Here is a 15,699-nt window from a genome sequence, read left to right on the forward strand (position 1 = left end):
CTAACAGGCAAGATGCCTGTTCCACTAGAAAATTCATCTGTTGTGGAACTAACAGGCAAGATGCCTGTTCCACTAGAAAATTCATCTGTTGTGGAACTAACAGGCAAGATGCCTGTTCCACTAGAAAATTCATCTGTTGTGGAACTAACAGGCAAGATGCCTGTTCCACTAGAAAATTCATCTGTTGTGGAACTAACAGGCAAGATGCCTGTTCCACTAGAAAATTCATCTGTTGTGGAACTAACAGGCAAGATGCCTGTTCCACTAGATAATTCATCTTGTGTGGAACTAACAGGCAAGATGCCTGTTCCACCAGAAAATTCATCTCTTGTGGAACGGGCATCTTGCCCGTTCTTGACAATGCCACATCTCCTTTGAAAATAATTCGGCGACTGAAATAGGAATTTCAGAAAGTCGTCAAAAAACCACTGGGGAATCGCTGCATTGTTATACTCAAGCGGCAACTGATAAGCGTCGCTGTACAGCATCACTGCGAGGAGATATTGCATCTTCTCGGCAATTTCCCCTCCTTCAGCAAGTTTCGAGGATAACTCCTGGACAAAACTTTGTTCTTCGTCAGTTAAAGTTTCATGTTTGAGACCGCTATGTAGTAGCAATTTATGAGCTTTCCCCATGTCTTTCGAGTAAGCAGTTTCTAATTTTTCCGCTGGCAAATTCAGCCAATATTCAGCTAGCTGTTGGCGGTAGGGGCGCAGCGCGAGAAGAGGCTGTTTTGAGGGGAATTTCTTGTATTGATCAAGCATTGCTGACAATTCCGATAAACTCGGCTGGGTTCTCAATGCCAGCTTTTGGCGGATTTGCTGTTTGATTTGTTGATTCAGGAAACTGTAATCAGGACTATTGAGTAGTTTTTTGTAAAATCTTACTACATCCTTATGATTTTCCCCAGCCGCGAAGTTTTTCCAAGTTTGTTGTTCGGGATGAATCCGCAGTGAGGACAGTTTTTCGTCTACAAATCCGATGTGATAGTTCCCCATGATTCGCCACCACATATCTAAGTCTACATACTGAGATAATCCCGAATCAAATAATCCTATTTCTTCAAAGACTCGCGCGGCAATTAAGACGGTACTCGGTTCGCCAATTTTGTTGATGGGGTTGCTCAAGCACTTAGTATCTGCCAGTAATTCTTTTCCGGGCTGAACAGATTTTAAATTAGACCAACTTTTATGCAAATCTTTAATTGATTGGGAAGCTATCCGCAAAATCGGGTTAGATTCATCTTCAGCTATGGTGATGCCTCGCGGGGAGAAAACCATACCTATTTCGGGATTTTGTTGGGCGAGTGCGACCATTTTTTCAATACATTCTGGTGCGAGCAAGTCGTCTTGAAACAGAAATTTAATGTATTGACCTGTTGCTTGGGATAGGCAAAAATTCCAGTTTTGTGATAAGCCGTAGTTGCGGTGCAGTATGATCCGGAAATCGACTGAGGTTTGTGATTGGAATGATTGGGCGATCGCAATTGTGCGGTCTGTGGAGCCATCGTCGGATATAATCAGTTCTATGTTAGGGTATGTTTGAGCCAAAGCACTTTGAATTGCTTCCCCAATAAATGCTTCTCCGTTGTATGTCGGAATGCAGATGCTAACCTTCGGCTGCTCGTTTTGCAGTTCTGCTTTTGATGGACTTTGTTGCTGTGATGGTGGCAAGTTAGCCCTAATTTTGGCAGAGTTCGCTTTTGCTGTTCCTGAAAGAGGTATGCTTTGAAAGTTATCGGTAATCTCGGCCATATATTCGAGACGTTTTCTAATTTTATTCCCTGTAACTTGCGGGTTGAGTAAAGTCTTAATTTCCTCAGCAGCTATCGCTCCTATTTGTTGAGCTTCCCGGTAATTGTTAAAGACGTACCGCATTAAATCAGCAGCGTGTTCCACATCCGCTTCGGCCCAAACATTGCCTTTTTTGTAAGGCCCGCAATCTTTCTCAATTGGGATTAACTTATACTTGACTAAATAGCTGTTGCCGACATTCATAAATTCTGTATTTGATGAATAGCCCGTGGCAATTACGGGTTTGCCATAAAACATGGCTTCAGCCATTGTTAAGCCAAATCCTTCGCCGCGGTGCAGGGATACATAACAGTCGCAATTATAGAGCAAGCCGTTAATTTTATGTTTAGACAAATAGCCGTCTAGATGTTTGATATTTGAATTATTTGCTATGGCTGAGTTTAAGGATGCTTGCGCCGCTGAAAATTTGTTGGAATTAGAAGATTTGATGACCAATAATACGCTGTTATCTTGCCCAAAAGCTTGTTTAAAGGCTTGAATTGTTGCTAAAGTATTTTTGCGCTCAATGCGGCTAGAAAAGTCGAAGGCAAACAAGAAAATAAATTTATCTTTAGGTAAATTCAGTGCTTCTCTTTTCAGGGAAGGTGCGGGAAGAGCAATACTGGGCATGATTTTGATAACGGGAATTGGCGAGACTGCGGAAATTGCCTCGGCGCAATAGTTACTATAAGTCCATATTTCGTGAAAGTGATTAAAGGCTGGCTGCCATTCAGGGGGAAATGCGGGAAGTTCCCAGGCCCAAAAGCCGATATTGTATTTGTTTTTAAAATAGCTGGAACCTGTATGTTTAATAAAGGTTGCAACTTCATCGGCGTTGACTTGAATTAAGTTTACGGGATGGGGATTATCTTGGCTAAAATTTTGATAGGTGGTGTCTTTCTTGCGGTGGGGACTGCGGGTAAAATTGTTGATAACGAAGGGAATGTTGGCGGCTTCTGCGGCTCTGATGTTGGCTCTGACACCTTCTCCTATGCCAAATTCGCCGCTGATGTAGCCGGCGATGTTCATTCCTAGATTTTGGTTCATAGTTTATAATGTATTCAGCAAATTGTTGGGTTTATTTTTGGGGAAAAAGCCGAATTAATTGAGATCCTCAGTCGCGCTCAATGAGGGTAGGGGTTGAGAAAAAATTATAATTTTGCTCAATATTTGCTAAGATATAGCAATCCTTGTAGGATGGGTGAATAAGATTAAATGAACCGCAGAGGGCGCAGAGAACGCAGAGGAAGAGAAGAGAGGGAAGAGAAAGAGTTGGCAACCGAAAAATTGGTGCTTGACAAATGTGCCGATCGCCATTGTATACTGGCATCGCAATGCTAACCTTCGGCTGGTTGTCTGTCGGCATGGGTGGCTCTGTTTTATTTTACGATAAACTAATCAGGAATTTTAGAGAAAGTGATCGATCGCGTCAACCACGACCTCTTGAAGCTGCTCCCGCCGGATGCTAAAGTCATTGTTGAAATTGGTTGCGGTACGGGTTCGACGGGCGAACAGTACAAACTGATCAATCCCCATTGTCAGTATATTGGCATTGAATGCGATCGAGAAAAAGCTAAAATTGCAGTCGATCGGCTAAACTGGGTGACGGTAGCCGATATTGAAGAAATTGCCCTCGAAAGTCTCGACATCGCCCCAGGAACCGTCGATTGTTTGGTTTTTGGCGACTTGCTACCCTATCTCAAAAACCCTTGGGAAGTGCTCAAGCAGTACAGTGCGTTGCTGAATCCAGAGGGGCAAATTCTCGCCAGAATCCCTAATGTTCAATACTGGCGGCGGATTGTCAATCTGTTGCGGGGACAGTGGGAGAATCCCGACAACAAGATGCAGCACTGGTTTACCCTAGAAAGTATTAAATCACTATTTGCTCAAGCCGGATTGCAGGTTTATGAATTTCAAGGGAAGGGACACAAAACCGAAAATTTTGTCCAGTTTCAGCAATTGCTGCATCCAATGGTACAGGCTTTAGAGCTCACATCGAGCAGTTTTGCTACGGAAACCGGTGCTGAATATTATATCGTGCGATCGACCAAATCCACCGTACCTGCGCGCAGACTGCTGATTCAGACTATCATTATGGCTCCTACAGGGTGCGATCGCGTGCGAGTTTTGGAACCGGACAAATTTAGCGCTACAATTCCCGGTGTCCGCACCGTATCCGGCGTGAAAACAGCAGAGTTAATTCCGCCGCTGCTGGGAGAAGAAAAAGTCTTCATCTGGCAGCGGACAATCATGCAATATCCAGGCTATATTCCCCAACTCAAAGAACTGCTTAAACAAGGCTATTTAATAGTAGCTGAAATTGACGATAATCCCATCCGTCGCCGCGAATACGCCGACAATAATTACCTCAGCTATCGCGGCTGTCACTGCGTTCAAACTTCTACGGAACCGCTAGCAAAAATTTTGCGGTCTTACAATCCTAATGTTACTGTATTTCCCAATCAATTAGCTTATCTACCTCCGCCGCGAATTTATCCGACAGAAGATACAGTCACCATCTTTTTTGGTGCGCTCAACCGCGAAAAAGATTGGCAGCCGATTATGGCAGCACTCAATCGAGTTTTACTCGCACACAAGCACCGGATTCGAGTTAAAGTAATCCACGACCGCCGATTTTTTGAATCATTAAAAATACAGCCAAAAGAATTTGAACCCTTTTGCAGTTACGAACGGTATCAAGAAATTATGTACAGTTGTGATATAGCTTTGCTGCCACTCGTTTCCAACCCGGTTAACGAAATGAAATCCGACTTAAAATTTATTGAATGTGCAGCGCGGGGAGTAGCGGTGCTGGCAAGTCCCACTGTGTACGAACATTCAATTGTCGAAGGTGAAACAGGATTGATTTATAGATATGAAAAAGAGTTTGAAACCAAACTAAATTCGCTGATTTCTGACACTTCTCGGCGCCGGAAAATAGCCGCGAATGCTTACGAATGGGTGCGGGACAACCGCTTACTGTGCGGGCACTACCGGCAGCGCCGAGATTGGTACTTACAGATGCGCGACGAGTTGCCACGTTTAAATGCTGAGTTGCGCGATCGCCTGCCGGAGTTATTTGGTGACTAAGTGCGGTAAGATTTATAGGGTTATTGTGCGATCGTTCTGTTTTATTGTTTAATTTCTAATTGTTACTCCACACCAATGCGAATTCTATTCACTATTGCTCACTTTTACAATCCCAGCGGCGACGGGAAACACGCTTCCCAGCGAAATGATCCGCAACCACGATTAAATGCTTTAACCGCTTGCGTGACATCGCTGCAAGCTTTGTACGGCAAATCTCAGTCCATGATTGACATTAGCGAATGTGCAACTATCCCAGCCAATCAATCTCAACAGCACGAAATTGACATTGTTGTTTGCACTACTCAAGGTTATCATCTGTTGCCTCAACTGCCAGTGCAGCCCAGATGTTTTATGCACCACGCTACCAAATGCGAGCCGCTGCTGTTGGGGTTTGAGTGTCAAGCAGTTTTGCGAGCGTGTCTTAACAAATACGATTATTTTTGTTATTTGGAAGATGATTTAGTTCTGCATGATCCGTGGTTTTTTAGTAAATTAAAGTGGTTTACGCATCACGGAGGAAATGGGAATTTGCTGCAACCTAATCGCTATGAAATAGCGCCTAAAGGCGCGGTTTTTAAAGCATATGTTGATGGTGATTTAGCAGACTCAGCGACTTCTGCGTTTCAAAATGTAGAGGAGCAGCGGCAGTTAAAGGGAAAGATTATGGAACAAACAATCGCTTTTGAGCGGGCGTTGAATCCTCATTCCGGCTGCTACTTTTTGAATGCGGAACAGATGGCACACTGGGCTAAGCAGTCTCATTTTTTGGATAGGGATACTAGCTTTATCGGCCCGCTGGAAAGCGCGGCGACTTTAGGAATTATGCGGACTTTTAGAGTTTACAAGTCAACTCCTGCTTATGCTAATTTTTTGGAAATTCAACATTTTGGAGCGAGTTTTCTGAATTTGATTGGTAATAAGGTGAGAGTGCCGGAAGCAGGATGAGTCGCTGGGTTGCTGCGGGTTTTGTGTTAATATTGTCTGCTGTTGGTTCGGATTGTGGAATCGGGCAGGCCTCTAAAGGCTTCGGATATATAACAACGCATCAACTAATTATTCTAGGGATGCAAAACATCGCCGATTTTAACGGTGCCGCTGTTGATAATTTTGGCTAAAACTCCAGTTTGTGCGTGACCGAATTCCTTTTGGAGTAAACTGAGTAGGGAAATATCTCTATCGCCTGTTTCTGGATTCACTTCTATATTGACACAGCGACCGATTCGTGCTGTAACTTCTATGAGCGCCGTCCCTAATTGAAACTGTTTTCCGATCAACTCAAATTCAGACCAAGCGGCCATGCCGTCTAGCACAATGTTCGGGCGAAATCGGCCCACGTCAATGTTTTGAACAGCGATTTCTGTTAATTCGTCTAATGTGGCTTGACTGAGTAAAGAAATGTGTACGGGTTCTCGATCGGGATAACGAGTTTCGCCGCTGGTGTCGCCGACTAATTGCAAAGGTGCAAACTGCGGGTGTCTCGCTTCTTTTGTTGGTTCAATTGCTGCCAAATATTCTGTGAAAAAACTGCCGATGCGATCGCGCCCCGCTGCTGTGTTCGTTTCGGCGGATAACACTGCAACTCCTTCACGCTTGACTGTTAAAACGGCCGTTTCCGGTTGATAATCACATTCCAAAGCTGCTAACAAAGGCCAATCGTTTTGGACAGCAAAATTTTTTTTGCTCATCCAAGGCACTTTGTCTGCCTTAATGTTTGCAGCTTCAAGATTATCTGCAAACATTAAGGCAAAAGCTCGATCGCCCTTAATTCCATGTCCTGCTGTTAAAGCAAACTCCGACATTTCTTGTGGCGTTAGCCCTTTAATTGGATAAATAAATAACTGTTTTATTGTTGCTAATGTCATAAATTTTTCCGAAGTTAGTAAAATTTAATATCTTGCACCATTGTCAATAATCCTTTTTTGAACAGGCAAGATGCCTGTTCCACAAAAAAATCTACTCTTTGGGGAACAGGCATCTTGCCTGTTCAGCGAGAATAGTGCAAGATGTGAGTAGAATTGGACTTATGCAGAACCTAAATCCTTTTTTGAACAGGCAAGATGCCTGTTCCACAAGAAAATCTACTCTGTGTGGAACAGGCATCTTGCCTGTTCAGCGAGAATAGTGCAAGATGTGAGTAGAATTGGACTTATGCAGAACCTATATATGTAGGGTGCGCCGCGTGCTGCCCCGCAAACTTTGGGGGAATCGAAGCTCATTCAAAAACCTTAATCAAATTGCTATAAAAACCCGATTAAGCTAGCAATTCATAGCGGCGGATATCTGGAGGCCCAACGGCCAAACCGTCTAATTTCTGCACGGCGTCTTGAATGTGAGTTGAAGCGAGATGTAGTTCGAGCAAAGCTGCACTTTCCCACTCTTCAACAAACGTAAAATCTGTGGGATCGGCTTGATTTTGCAGGAGTTCGTATTTGATGCAGCCTTTTTCTTTGCGAGTGGGTTCCATAATGCTCAGCAGCAGAGATTTAAGTTCTGCTACTTTGTCGGGAAAGGCAGCGAGGCGGGCGACTACTCGCAAGGTTGTTTTGGACATAGGAGAAAAAAGTCACAGATAGGACGATCGAACTTACCGATTTTTACTTGGCAAACTCAGCAAAAGACGATCTTACTTAAAATAACCTAAAGAGATCGAGCGGTCAATCGCAGTAAAATCAGTCCTGGACGCGCTCAACTCTCAGAAACCCGGTTTCTTGCCAAATTCTTCGTTAGCAACCGCAGAGCGTCGTAGAAACCGGGTTTCTTGAGATATTTTGGTAAATACCGAAGGAACTCAATCTTTGGGATAAAATCGCTTGTTTTCTGTAGAATATTCCCAGGCGAGATCCTCCGGGTCTTTTTCGCGGCTCCACTGAGCAAACTCCGGCTTAAGTTTCCACTTGCCGATCGTACTTGCGTGAACTTTGAACCTGCGAGAGAGTTCCGTCTGGGTAAAAGAGATTTTGGGCTTTTGAGGAGTCTTGGTTTGAGCAATGGGGAATAAATTTGGTTTTTTCTCTTGTGTTTTTTCCCGATTTGTGGGAGGCTCTTGAACAGCTATTGCCGCATTAGCTGTTTCGCTTTGATTGACAGTTGGAGCTATTTGAAAATAATACAAAATTCCGCCTTGTTCCGTCACCTCAAAATCTGCGGCAAACTCAGAGGCTCGTTCGTCGAGATACTCTTGAACCTTTTCTCCGGGGAGTTTCGCATTCATCGCCAAATCCAAAGCCGTAACTCGCCCTTGATTTTCCTTGATCAACTTATAGAAAACCGAGTCTAAATGAGCGAGTTTGTGTTTTTGTTGCTGCTGGTAGAGCTTGTAAGCCCAAGCAATGCCCGCTGTGGTGGCGATCGCCCAAAACATCCTTCCCGACTCGAAACTGGCAACCGCCGTCAAGGAAATAGGCAAAAGCAGGGTAAGATATCCCCAAATGCTTCCCTTCTTTAGGTTATTGCTGTTTTTGACCATAGTTCCTAAACAGGTACGTAGTTTAGCTTAGTAGAGCGTGTCTGAAGGCCGCGAAAGTTTTTCGACAGTCGATATATCGAGCTACCCGCTGACACACCCAAAAACGGATACTGTGCCGCGTACACTCGCCTTGTGGACAATCCCTAATTTTAGACCAAAGTTCCAGCTCCTTTGATTCAATGTCGCAAGTAAATCGAAAATCGAAAATCGAAAATCGAAAATCGAGTGACGCACTCTACTATAAAATCCCAGAATCTACTTTTTTTGCAACCGAGGGTTCATGTACTTTTTTCGCAAACAGATTGCCATCCTGCTGATAGTTGTTGCTTGCTGTACGCTGACGGTTAGTTGCAGCGAGAGTCGAACTGTCCAGTGTACTAAATTTACTGAAATTGTCAACAAAGGCAACGCTCTCATTGATGTTGATAAAGACAGCAACGATGCTGCAACTACCGACAACTTAGCTAAAAATTTGAACCTGATAGCGAATGAACTTGAGGATCTGCGAATAACAGATTCAACCCTCAAAGAAATTCAAAAGCCATCGGTTAAATCCTTCCAGGAAATTAGTCAAGCACTAGGCGACATAAGCAAAAGTCTTCAGGCTGGCAATCTCGCTTCTACAAGTATAGAAGGTCGAGAGCAAATCGAAACAGCTCAAGCAGATATTATTAGAGCCGGCCAACAGGCGAATCAAGCAGCCGCAAATCAAGACGCTTTGACTAGCAAACTGATTAATTATTGTAAGGGCGATCGCTAAAGGCTAAGAGTTTTGAGTTTTGAATGCGTGAGTTTTGAGTTTGAGGAAGGCATCCCCTTCATCTATAGCGGTATTCAAGGAAGTGAGGTACGCGCTATAGAATTCGGAGAAAGAAAAGGAAGCGCCGATGCCCGATGCCCGATGCCCGATGCCCGATGCCCGATGCCCAGGAACACCTAATTTACCTGAGAAAGGCTATAGCATCTACTAATTCCCCATTACCCAATTTAGTGATGAATTTCTAGATTCAAAATATAGCGACCGAGTTGCACTTTCTCTGACCACAACTCGTATTCTAACTGCAAGTGATCCGGTTCCGGCTTTCCTGTCAGCGTCAAGTTGCGAGTGAAGTTGCGGAGTCGCAACTGTTCGGGAGTCGCCAAGGATTCACCCTGAAGCCAATAACGGCTCAGGCCGTACATTCCTCGTTCCCAGCAGTGGCGGTAACTGTATTTGCCGTTTCCTTGCATCGTCATAATGACTCGATAGGGCGAAACTTCTAGCCAGAGCAACCGGGGTTTTGTAGTTGGGGGTAAGATTGTAACTTGCTCGGCAGATTCGTTGGAACCCTCGGAAAATTCGCGATCGATTATTGCTGGTTCGTGCAACAACAAGTGAAAGCGCTCCTGGTCTTTTTGATAAACCGTAGCAGCGGTTTCAACGACTGACCACAAAGGTAAATCTGTGGATACCAGCGATAAACTTACAGGCTTGCGGTGATGGGTCAGCATAAATAAAAGTTTAGGAGTTGTGGTGGATCGGGCGGTTTGAGATTTGAGATTTGAGACTTTAGATTTTAGATGGGCTGGGTTCCAAATTCCGGAGCTTTTGCTTAACAAAATGAAAAATCTAAAACTCGCAATCGAAAATCTAAAATTGTTCAGTCAAACTTCAATCATCGGGTCGATAACTGAGAGCAGGAGATGAAATCTAAGCAGATACACGGATAATATTTGTGAAATTAATGTGAAATCCGTGCCGTTGCGTCCGCACTCCCGTGTCATCGAGAACTGACAGCGGAGTCTCCGGGCGAGTTTAATCAGCCTTTAAGTTAACCGGACACATTGGGAAAAAACCCGCACGCCGTACAAAAGACGACTAACTTAGGACTGAGAAAAAGGTAGGATAGCTAACGCCATCTAATCCTAGTTTATCTCAATGCAAGCTGACATTATAACTACTACGCTTCTTGACAAAACTCAAACTTTAAGCATTCAAAAACCGGCCTCGGGCTTGTCGCTGGTGGGGAGGATTCGAGTTCCCGGCGATAAGTCGATTTCTCACCGAGCTTTGATGTTGGGTGCGATCGCCCAAGGTGAAACTACTATTGAGGGACTACTCCTAGGAGAAGACCCCCGCAGCACGGCTAAATGTTTCTCGCTCCTGGGAGCCAAAGTTTCTGAACTCAACGCGGAACGGGTGACAGTCCGGGGCGTCGGAATTGGCGAGTTAGAGGAGCCTGTGGAAGTCTTGGATGCGGGTAATTCCGGCACGACGATGCGGCTGATGTTGGGAATTTTAGCCTCTCATCCGGGGCGTTTTTTTGCGGTAACGGGTGACAGTTCTTTGCGATCGCGCCCCATGTCGCGCGTCATTAAACCGCTGCAACAAATGGGAGCGCAAATTTGGGGCCGAAAAAGTAATTCTTTAGCTCCTTTAGGGATACTCGGACAGCAGTTAAAATCGATTCACTACCATTCTCCGATCGCCTCGGCTCAAGTTAAATCTTGCATTTTGCTCGCCGGTTTGATGGCCAGCGGAGAAACTACAGTCACAGAACCCGCTCTGTCGCGGGATCACAGCGAGCGGATGCTGCGAGCGTTTGGAGCCCAATTGAGCGTCGATCCAGAAACTTGCAGCGTGACAGTCACTGGGCCGACACAACTGCAAGGGCAGAATGTGATTGTACCGGGGGATATTAGTTCGGCGGCATTTTGGCTAGTTGCTGGGGCGATCGTCCCGGGTTCGGAGCTCGTAGTCGAAAATGTCGGCGTCAACCCAACTCGTACAGGCATTTTGGAAGCTTTGGAAATGATGGGCGCCGATATTGAACTGCAAAATCAGCGAGAGGCGGCTGGGGAACCGGTAGCGGATATTTTGGTTCGCAGTTCCGGCCAATTGCGGGGATGCACCATTGCGGGCGACTTAATTCCCCGGCTGATTGACGAAATCCCGATTTTGGCCGTAGCGGCGATCTTTGCGTCCGGTACTACAATAATTCGAGATGCGGCCGAGTTGCGAGTCAAAGAGAGCGATCGACTGGCCGTGACTGCTGCCGAACTTAACCGCATGGGAGCCCACATTTCCGAGTTACCCGACGGTTTAGAAATTACCGGGGGAACTCCTTTGACCGGCGCGGATGTTGACAGCTACACCGACCACAGAATAGCGATGAGTTTGGCGATCGCAGCCCTCAACGCCACAGGTATTACTAACATTCACCGAGCAGAAGCTGCTGCCATTTCCTACCCCGACTTTACCGCCACTTTACAACAAGTTTGCCATCCAAATTAAGATTGGGCATTGGGCATTGGGCATTGGGCATTGGGCATTGGGCATTGGCCAAACAGGGCATTGGGCATTGGGCATTGGGCATTGGGCATTGGGCATTGGGCATTGGGCATGGGTTGCTGGTTAGTTGTTATCGGTTATGGCTATAGCCTTACAAATAACAAATAACCACTAACTAATGACCAAGGACCAAGGACTAATGACTAATGACTAATGACCAATGACTAATGACTAATGACTTCCTCTAAGAATCTTTACCTACAACTTGTTCTTTTAAAGAATCAATTTCCGTTAACAACTCTTGGCGATCGGAAGCCTTGAGCAGATAGCGGTAAACAAACCAACCCGTATATCCCATGCCAATCAACTCAAAAACTGGAGCTACCAAAGGGACATCATTAAGAGCACCTAAAACTCCCAGCATTACCTTAATACTAATACCGCCTGCCAGAATTAAACCAATAGTTATGAGGGGCTTTTGGTAGTCAGCAAAAAAATTGGATAGATAGGCTGGAAGTTCCGACAAAATTGTAATAACTTGGTCTTTAATATCTTGGAACTGGCTGGCCGTTGTTTCTGTGGTTGTCACTGTAGTCATGACCCCCGGTTTGTCCTCCACCAGATCTACTGTGACGATTTCAGTGACTGTTTGTGTCTCGTCCGAAAAGTTAGCTTGTGTCATTGAATACTTCCTCCGTTGTCAGGTAAAATTGCAGGCTGTGAATTGCTGCCAGTATAATTCTCCGGCAATTAGCACAGCATCCGCGCTGCAGGGACTAATTGATGAGACTAAGGCAGAGTTTCACAAATTGCAAGCAAAAATAACGATATGACTTGATTTTAAACAATTGCCTTCGTTGCCAAATCGCTCTTTTGACTCATTTTTTCACTTGAGCGAGGTCGATTTGATTCGGGCAAGGGCGTCCTTGTTCAAAGTCGGTGATATTGCCGATCGTGGTTTCGGCGATATTTTTCAAAGCTTCCTCGGTGAAGAAAGCTTGATGTCCGGTAATCAGGACGTTGGGGAAAGTCAGCAAACGCTGAAAAACGTCGTCTTGAATGACCTGATTTGACAAATCCTCAAAAAACAGATCCGTCTCTTGTTCGTAAACATCTAAGCCGAGGTAGCCAATTATACCAGATTTCAGTGCTTTGGTAACAGCTTTAGTGTCAATCAACTGACCGCGGCTGGTATTGATCAGCATCATTCCCGGTTTCATTTGCTCGATCGCCTCTGCACCGATTAAATGGTAAGTTTCCGGTATCAGCGGACAGTGGAGGCTGACAATATCAGAGGTGGCGAACAGTTCCGGGAGTGCGACGTATTCCATGCCTAGGGCGAGGCAATCTGGGTTTTGGGAAACATCGTATCCCAGCAGGCGACACCCGAATCCGTGCAGAATTTGGGCAGTAATTGCGCCAATTCTGCCTGTTCCGACGATTCCCACCGTTTTGCCGTGGAGGTCAAAACCCAACAAGCCATCTAGGGCGAAATTGCCTTCGCGGACGCGGTTGTAGGCCCGGTGGATTTTGCGGTTGAGGGACAAAATTAGAGCGACTGCGTGTTCGGCCACTGCGTACGGAGAATAAGCAGGAACTCGCAGGAGAGTTAGATCTAAATCCTTGGCTGCTGCTAAATCGACGTGATTGAATCCGGCCGATCTCAGGGCCAGCAAGCGGACGCCTTTTTCGGCAATGCTAAGCAGCGTTTTCGCGTCCAAGGAGTCGTTCACGAACGCGCAGACTGCCGGAAATCCAGCAGCCAAAACGCTGGTTTCCAGGTTCAGACGCGGTTCAAAAAAAACTAAATCGTGTTTGCCGCCGACATTCGCTGCTTCCAGAAATGTGCGATCGTAGGATTTGGTGCTGAATACGGCTACCTTCATGATTTTTGCCTGCAAACCCAGTAATAGTGGGAAATTCTTTCCCGATCAACTCTAAATTTTACTAGAACGCCGTTGCCCCTGCCCAAACAACCCACTTTCCATGAGAAATATTGAATTTCGTAACAAGAGCCTCTCTCAAGAAACCATTTTTTGAGCTTGAGGGCAACTCCTGCTTAATTTTTTGAATCTAATTGCTTAGACTGTAGTAAAGCGCGAGCGTTAATTGCTAAATTTTTAGGAGAAACTCAGATGCGTAAACAAATCAAAACTATAATTTATGAAATTTTAGAAACCTCAGACTCAAGCAATTTATACAGTTTAGCAGATGATGTTTTCATAACTTGTTTAAGTCTGATCAACGTCGCAGCTTTTATTGCTTCTACTTCGCCCACATTGTCGCCCGAACACACATCGCTTTTGGCAAATATCGAAATTGTTTCCTCCTTAGTATTTACAATAGAATATATTTTGAGGCTATGGGTGTCTACAGTCGATCGCAGATACAGCCACCCGCTTTGGGGAAGATTGAGATATGCTCTGACACCGCTAAGTTTGATAGATTTAATTTCCATCTTACCTTTTTACTTCTTGCTGTTATTTCCTAGTTTTAACTTTGTTAATTTAATTCGGGTTTTGCGCTTGTTGCGCTTGCTAAAAATGAGCCGTTATTCTGAGTCACTCCGAACTCTGGGAGCAGTATTGTACGATAAAAAAGAGGAGTTAATTGCCACTGCGTTTGCAGTTTTTATTCTGTTAATATTTGCCTCTAGCGTCATGTATTTTGTTGAAAATGAGGCGCATCCCGAAACTTTTGCCAGCATCCCCGATGCAATGTGGTGGGGAGTTGTGACCTTAACTACTGTCGGTTACGGTGATATTTATCCAATCACTCCTTTAGGAAAATTGTTAGGAGCAATATTAGCATTTTTGGGAATCGGAATTTTTGCGTTACCTGCGGGGCTCATTGCTGCGGGTTTTTCCGAGGAAGTGCAAAGGAGAAAGCAGGAAAGAATGGCGGCAAATTTAGAGCAATCTGCGAATTGTCAATCGGTCAAAAGGCTGGCGGAAATCGAGGTTGGGTTTGAAGAAAAGCAAAGGGCGATCGCACTTCACATCGAAAGTTCTTCCGAGTTGATGAAAATGTGTGTTCAAACGGCGAAACAGAAGTTAGGAAGTGATTTTCAAAATGAACAAATTATTTGCGATTTAGCTATTCATCTCTACAATGAAGCCGTCCGCCAATTCGAGCTTTAATTACAGATATATATTGCCTGGAATTCCACCCAATCGTTACCATCGCTTGTGGTTAGTTATCACTGCTTTATGTAATGACTAATGACCAATGGCTACTTACCAATCTGGGGGCAAATTGTAATATTCGAGAGTGGATGTATCTGCCAGCAAATCGTGGGTTTTTCTGTCAATTTTAATCTCACCATCCGCCAAAACTAACGCCCTTTGAGTCGTTTTCCCGATCCAATTCAAATTATGAGAAGCGATCAAAATTACCTCGATCGGCAATTGGGACAAAACCTTAGCCAAGTGACGCCGCCACGAGGGATCTAGTCCGTTGGTCGGCTCATCTAAGATTAAAATTGCCGGCTCTAATGCTAAAATTGCTGCCAAGGCTGCTAACCTTCTTTGACCTCCTGAAAGTTCGTGGGCCGAACGGTTGGCAAATTCTACTAAACCAAATTCGTCTAATAGTGATAAAGCTCGATCGCGCGCCACTCCCGGCGGCACTCCGTAATTGCGCGGCCCGAACATGACATCCTCTAAAATAGTCGGCATAAATAGCTGATCGTTAGCATCTTGAAAGCAAAATCCAATCTGCCTGCGCGCCTGCGATAACGTCGCCTCTTCCAACTTTTTTCCCTGCACTCTAATCTCGCCCGCTTGAGGCATTTTTAATCCGATCAAGTTTTCGAGCAAAGTGCTTTTACCAGCACCTGTCAGGCCGAGTAGAGCAACTCTTTCTCCCGGTTGCAAACTAAAAGAAATTCCCCGCAATACTGGCTTTTGATCTGGATAGCCAAATACTAAGTTTTCTACTTCGATTGTTGGCACGGATTTTAGTCTACTCAAGTTTTATTTTCCTCTATTTTAGGATTAAGAGTGTTTAACCGCAGAGAGCGCAGAGGGCGCAGAGAGGGGAAGGGAGAAGGCAAAAGGTAGAGGAATGAATTAATCAAT

Annotated in this window: 15 protein-coding genes; 7 read left to right on the forward strand and 8 right to left on the reverse strand. The window is 44.9% G+C overall.

All coding sequences use genetic code 11. From position 1 onward, the window contains the following. Positions 1 to 2,840: glycosyltransferase (locus QUB04_RS27070; RefSeq protein WP_333289208.1), on the reverse strand; the 2,840-nt coding region annotated here is incomplete at its 3' end. Between the two features lie 369 nt (positions 2,841 to 3,209). On the opposite strand from QUB04_RS27070, the gene QUB04_RS27075 reads away from it, so the two are divergent. Both QUB04_RS27075 and QUB04_RS27080 read left to right on the forward strand, forming a co-directional pair. Next, complete coding sequence (locus QUB04_RS27075) at positions 3,210 to 4,883, forward strand: methyltransferase domain-containing protein (RefSeq protein ID WP_333289210.1); 1,674 nt, start codon at positions 3,210 to 3,212, stop codon at positions 4,881 to 4,883. A 75-nt stretch (positions 4,884 to 4,958) separates the two neighbouring features. After that, complete coding sequence (locus QUB04_RS27080; RefSeq protein WP_333289212.1) at positions 4,959 to 5,828, forward strand: calcium-binding protein; 870 nt, start codon at positions 4,959 to 4,961, stop codon at positions 5,826 to 5,828. 113 nt (positions 5,829 to 5,941) lie between these two features. Here the strand turns inward: QUB04_RS27080 and QUB04_RS27085 are convergent, their stop codons facing one another. From QUB04_RS27085 to QUB04_RS27095, 3 genes are all read right to left on the reverse strand, one after another. Beyond that, positions 5,942 to 6,745 (reverse strand): MOSC domain-containing protein, encoded by an 804-nt coding sequence (locus QUB04_RS27085; protein WP_333289214.1) that lies wholly within the window; start codon positions 6,743 to 6,745, stop codon positions 5,942 to 5,944. A 389-nt stretch (positions 6,746 to 7,134) separates the two neighbouring features. Next, a complete protein-coding gene (locus QUB04_RS27090) occupies positions 7,135 to 7,434 on the reverse strand; it encodes a putative quinol monooxygenase (RefSeq protein WP_333289216.1) in 300 nt (99 codons plus the stop codon). Between the two features lie 237 nt (positions 7,435 to 7,671). Next, positions 7,672 to 8,349 (reverse strand): hypothetical protein, encoded by a 678-nt coding sequence (locus QUB04_RS27095; RefSeq protein WP_333289218.1) that lies wholly within the window; start codon positions 8,347 to 8,349, stop codon positions 7,672 to 7,674. Positions 8,350 to 8,629: 280 nt separating this feature from the next. Between QUB04_RS27095 and QUB04_RS27100 the strand changes: the two genes are divergently transcribed. Next, positions 8,630 to 9,109, forward strand: coding sequence for a hypothetical protein (locus QUB04_RS27100; protein WP_333289220.1), 480 nt, complete (start codon positions 8,630 to 8,632; stop codon positions 9,107 to 9,109). A gap of 27 nt (positions 9,110 to 9,136) precedes the next feature. Further along, on the forward strand, positions 9,137 to 9,289 hold the full coding sequence (locus tag QUB04_RS27105) for a hypothetical protein (protein ID WP_333289221.1): 153 nt from the start codon (positions 9,137 to 9,139) through the stop codon (positions 9,287 to 9,289). A 47-nt stretch (positions 9,290 to 9,336) separates the two neighbouring features. Here QUB04_RS27105 and QUB04_RS27110 read toward each other — a convergent pair whose 3' ends face one another. Then, positions 9,337 to 9,840 (reverse strand): hypothetical protein, encoded by a 504-nt coding sequence (locus QUB04_RS27110; RefSeq protein WP_333289223.1) that lies wholly within the window; start codon positions 9,838 to 9,840, stop codon positions 9,337 to 9,339. A gap of 427 nt (positions 9,841 to 10,267) precedes the next feature. Between QUB04_RS27110 and aroA the strand changes: the two genes are divergently transcribed. Next, entirely contained in the window at positions 10,268 to 11,623 is a 1,356-nt protein-coding gene (gene aroA / locus QUB04_RS27115; protein ID WP_333289225.1) for a 3-phosphoshikimate 1-carboxyvinyltransferase, read from the forward strand. After that, positions 11,608 to 11,769, forward strand: coding sequence for a hypothetical protein (locus QUB04_RS27120; RefSeq protein WP_333289227.1), 162 nt, complete (start codon positions 11,608 to 11,610; stop codon positions 11,767 to 11,769). Before aroA ends, QUB04_RS27120 begins: the two co-directional genes overlap by 16 nt. 95 nt (positions 11,770 to 11,864) lie before the next feature. On the opposite strand, the gene QUB04_RS27125 is transcribed toward QUB04_RS27120, so the two are convergent. Both QUB04_RS27125 and QUB04_RS27130 read right to left on the reverse strand, forming a co-directional pair. Next, positions 11,865 to 12,302, reverse strand: coding sequence for a CAAD domain-containing protein (locus QUB04_RS27125; RefSeq protein ID WP_333289229.1), 438 nt, complete (start codon positions 12,300 to 12,302; stop codon positions 11,865 to 11,867). Positions 12,303 to 12,498: 196 nt separating this feature from the next. Beyond that, a complete protein-coding gene (locus tag QUB04_RS27130; protein WP_333289231.1) occupies positions 12,499 to 13,506 on the reverse strand; it encodes a 2-hydroxyacid dehydrogenase in 1,008 nt (335 codons plus the stop codon). A gap of 249 nt (positions 13,507 to 13,755) precedes the next feature. Here QUB04_RS27130 and QUB04_RS27135 point away from each other — a divergent pair, with 249 nt between their 5' ends. Continuing rightward, on the forward strand, positions 13,756 to 14,760 hold the full coding sequence (locus tag QUB04_RS27135) for an ion transporter (protein ID WP_333289234.1): 1,005 nt from the start codon (positions 13,756 to 13,758) through the stop codon (positions 14,758 to 14,760). A gap of 96 nt (positions 14,761 to 14,856) precedes the next feature. On the opposite strand, the gene QUB04_RS27140 is transcribed toward QUB04_RS27135, so the two are convergent. After that, positions 14,857 to 15,591 carry an ABC transporter ATP-binding protein gene (locus QUB04_RS27140; protein ID WP_333289235.1) on the reverse strand — a complete coding sequence of 245 codons (735 nt, stop codon included), beginning with the start codon at positions 15,589 to 15,591 and terminating at the stop codon, positions 14,857 to 14,859. Positions 15,592 to 15,699: the final 108 nt, after the last annotated feature.

It is taken from the genome of Microcoleus sp. D2_18a_B4, assembly GCF_036702475.1.
GTDB lineage: Bacteria > Cyanobacteriota > Cyanobacteriia > Cyanobacteriales > Microcoleaceae > Microcoleus.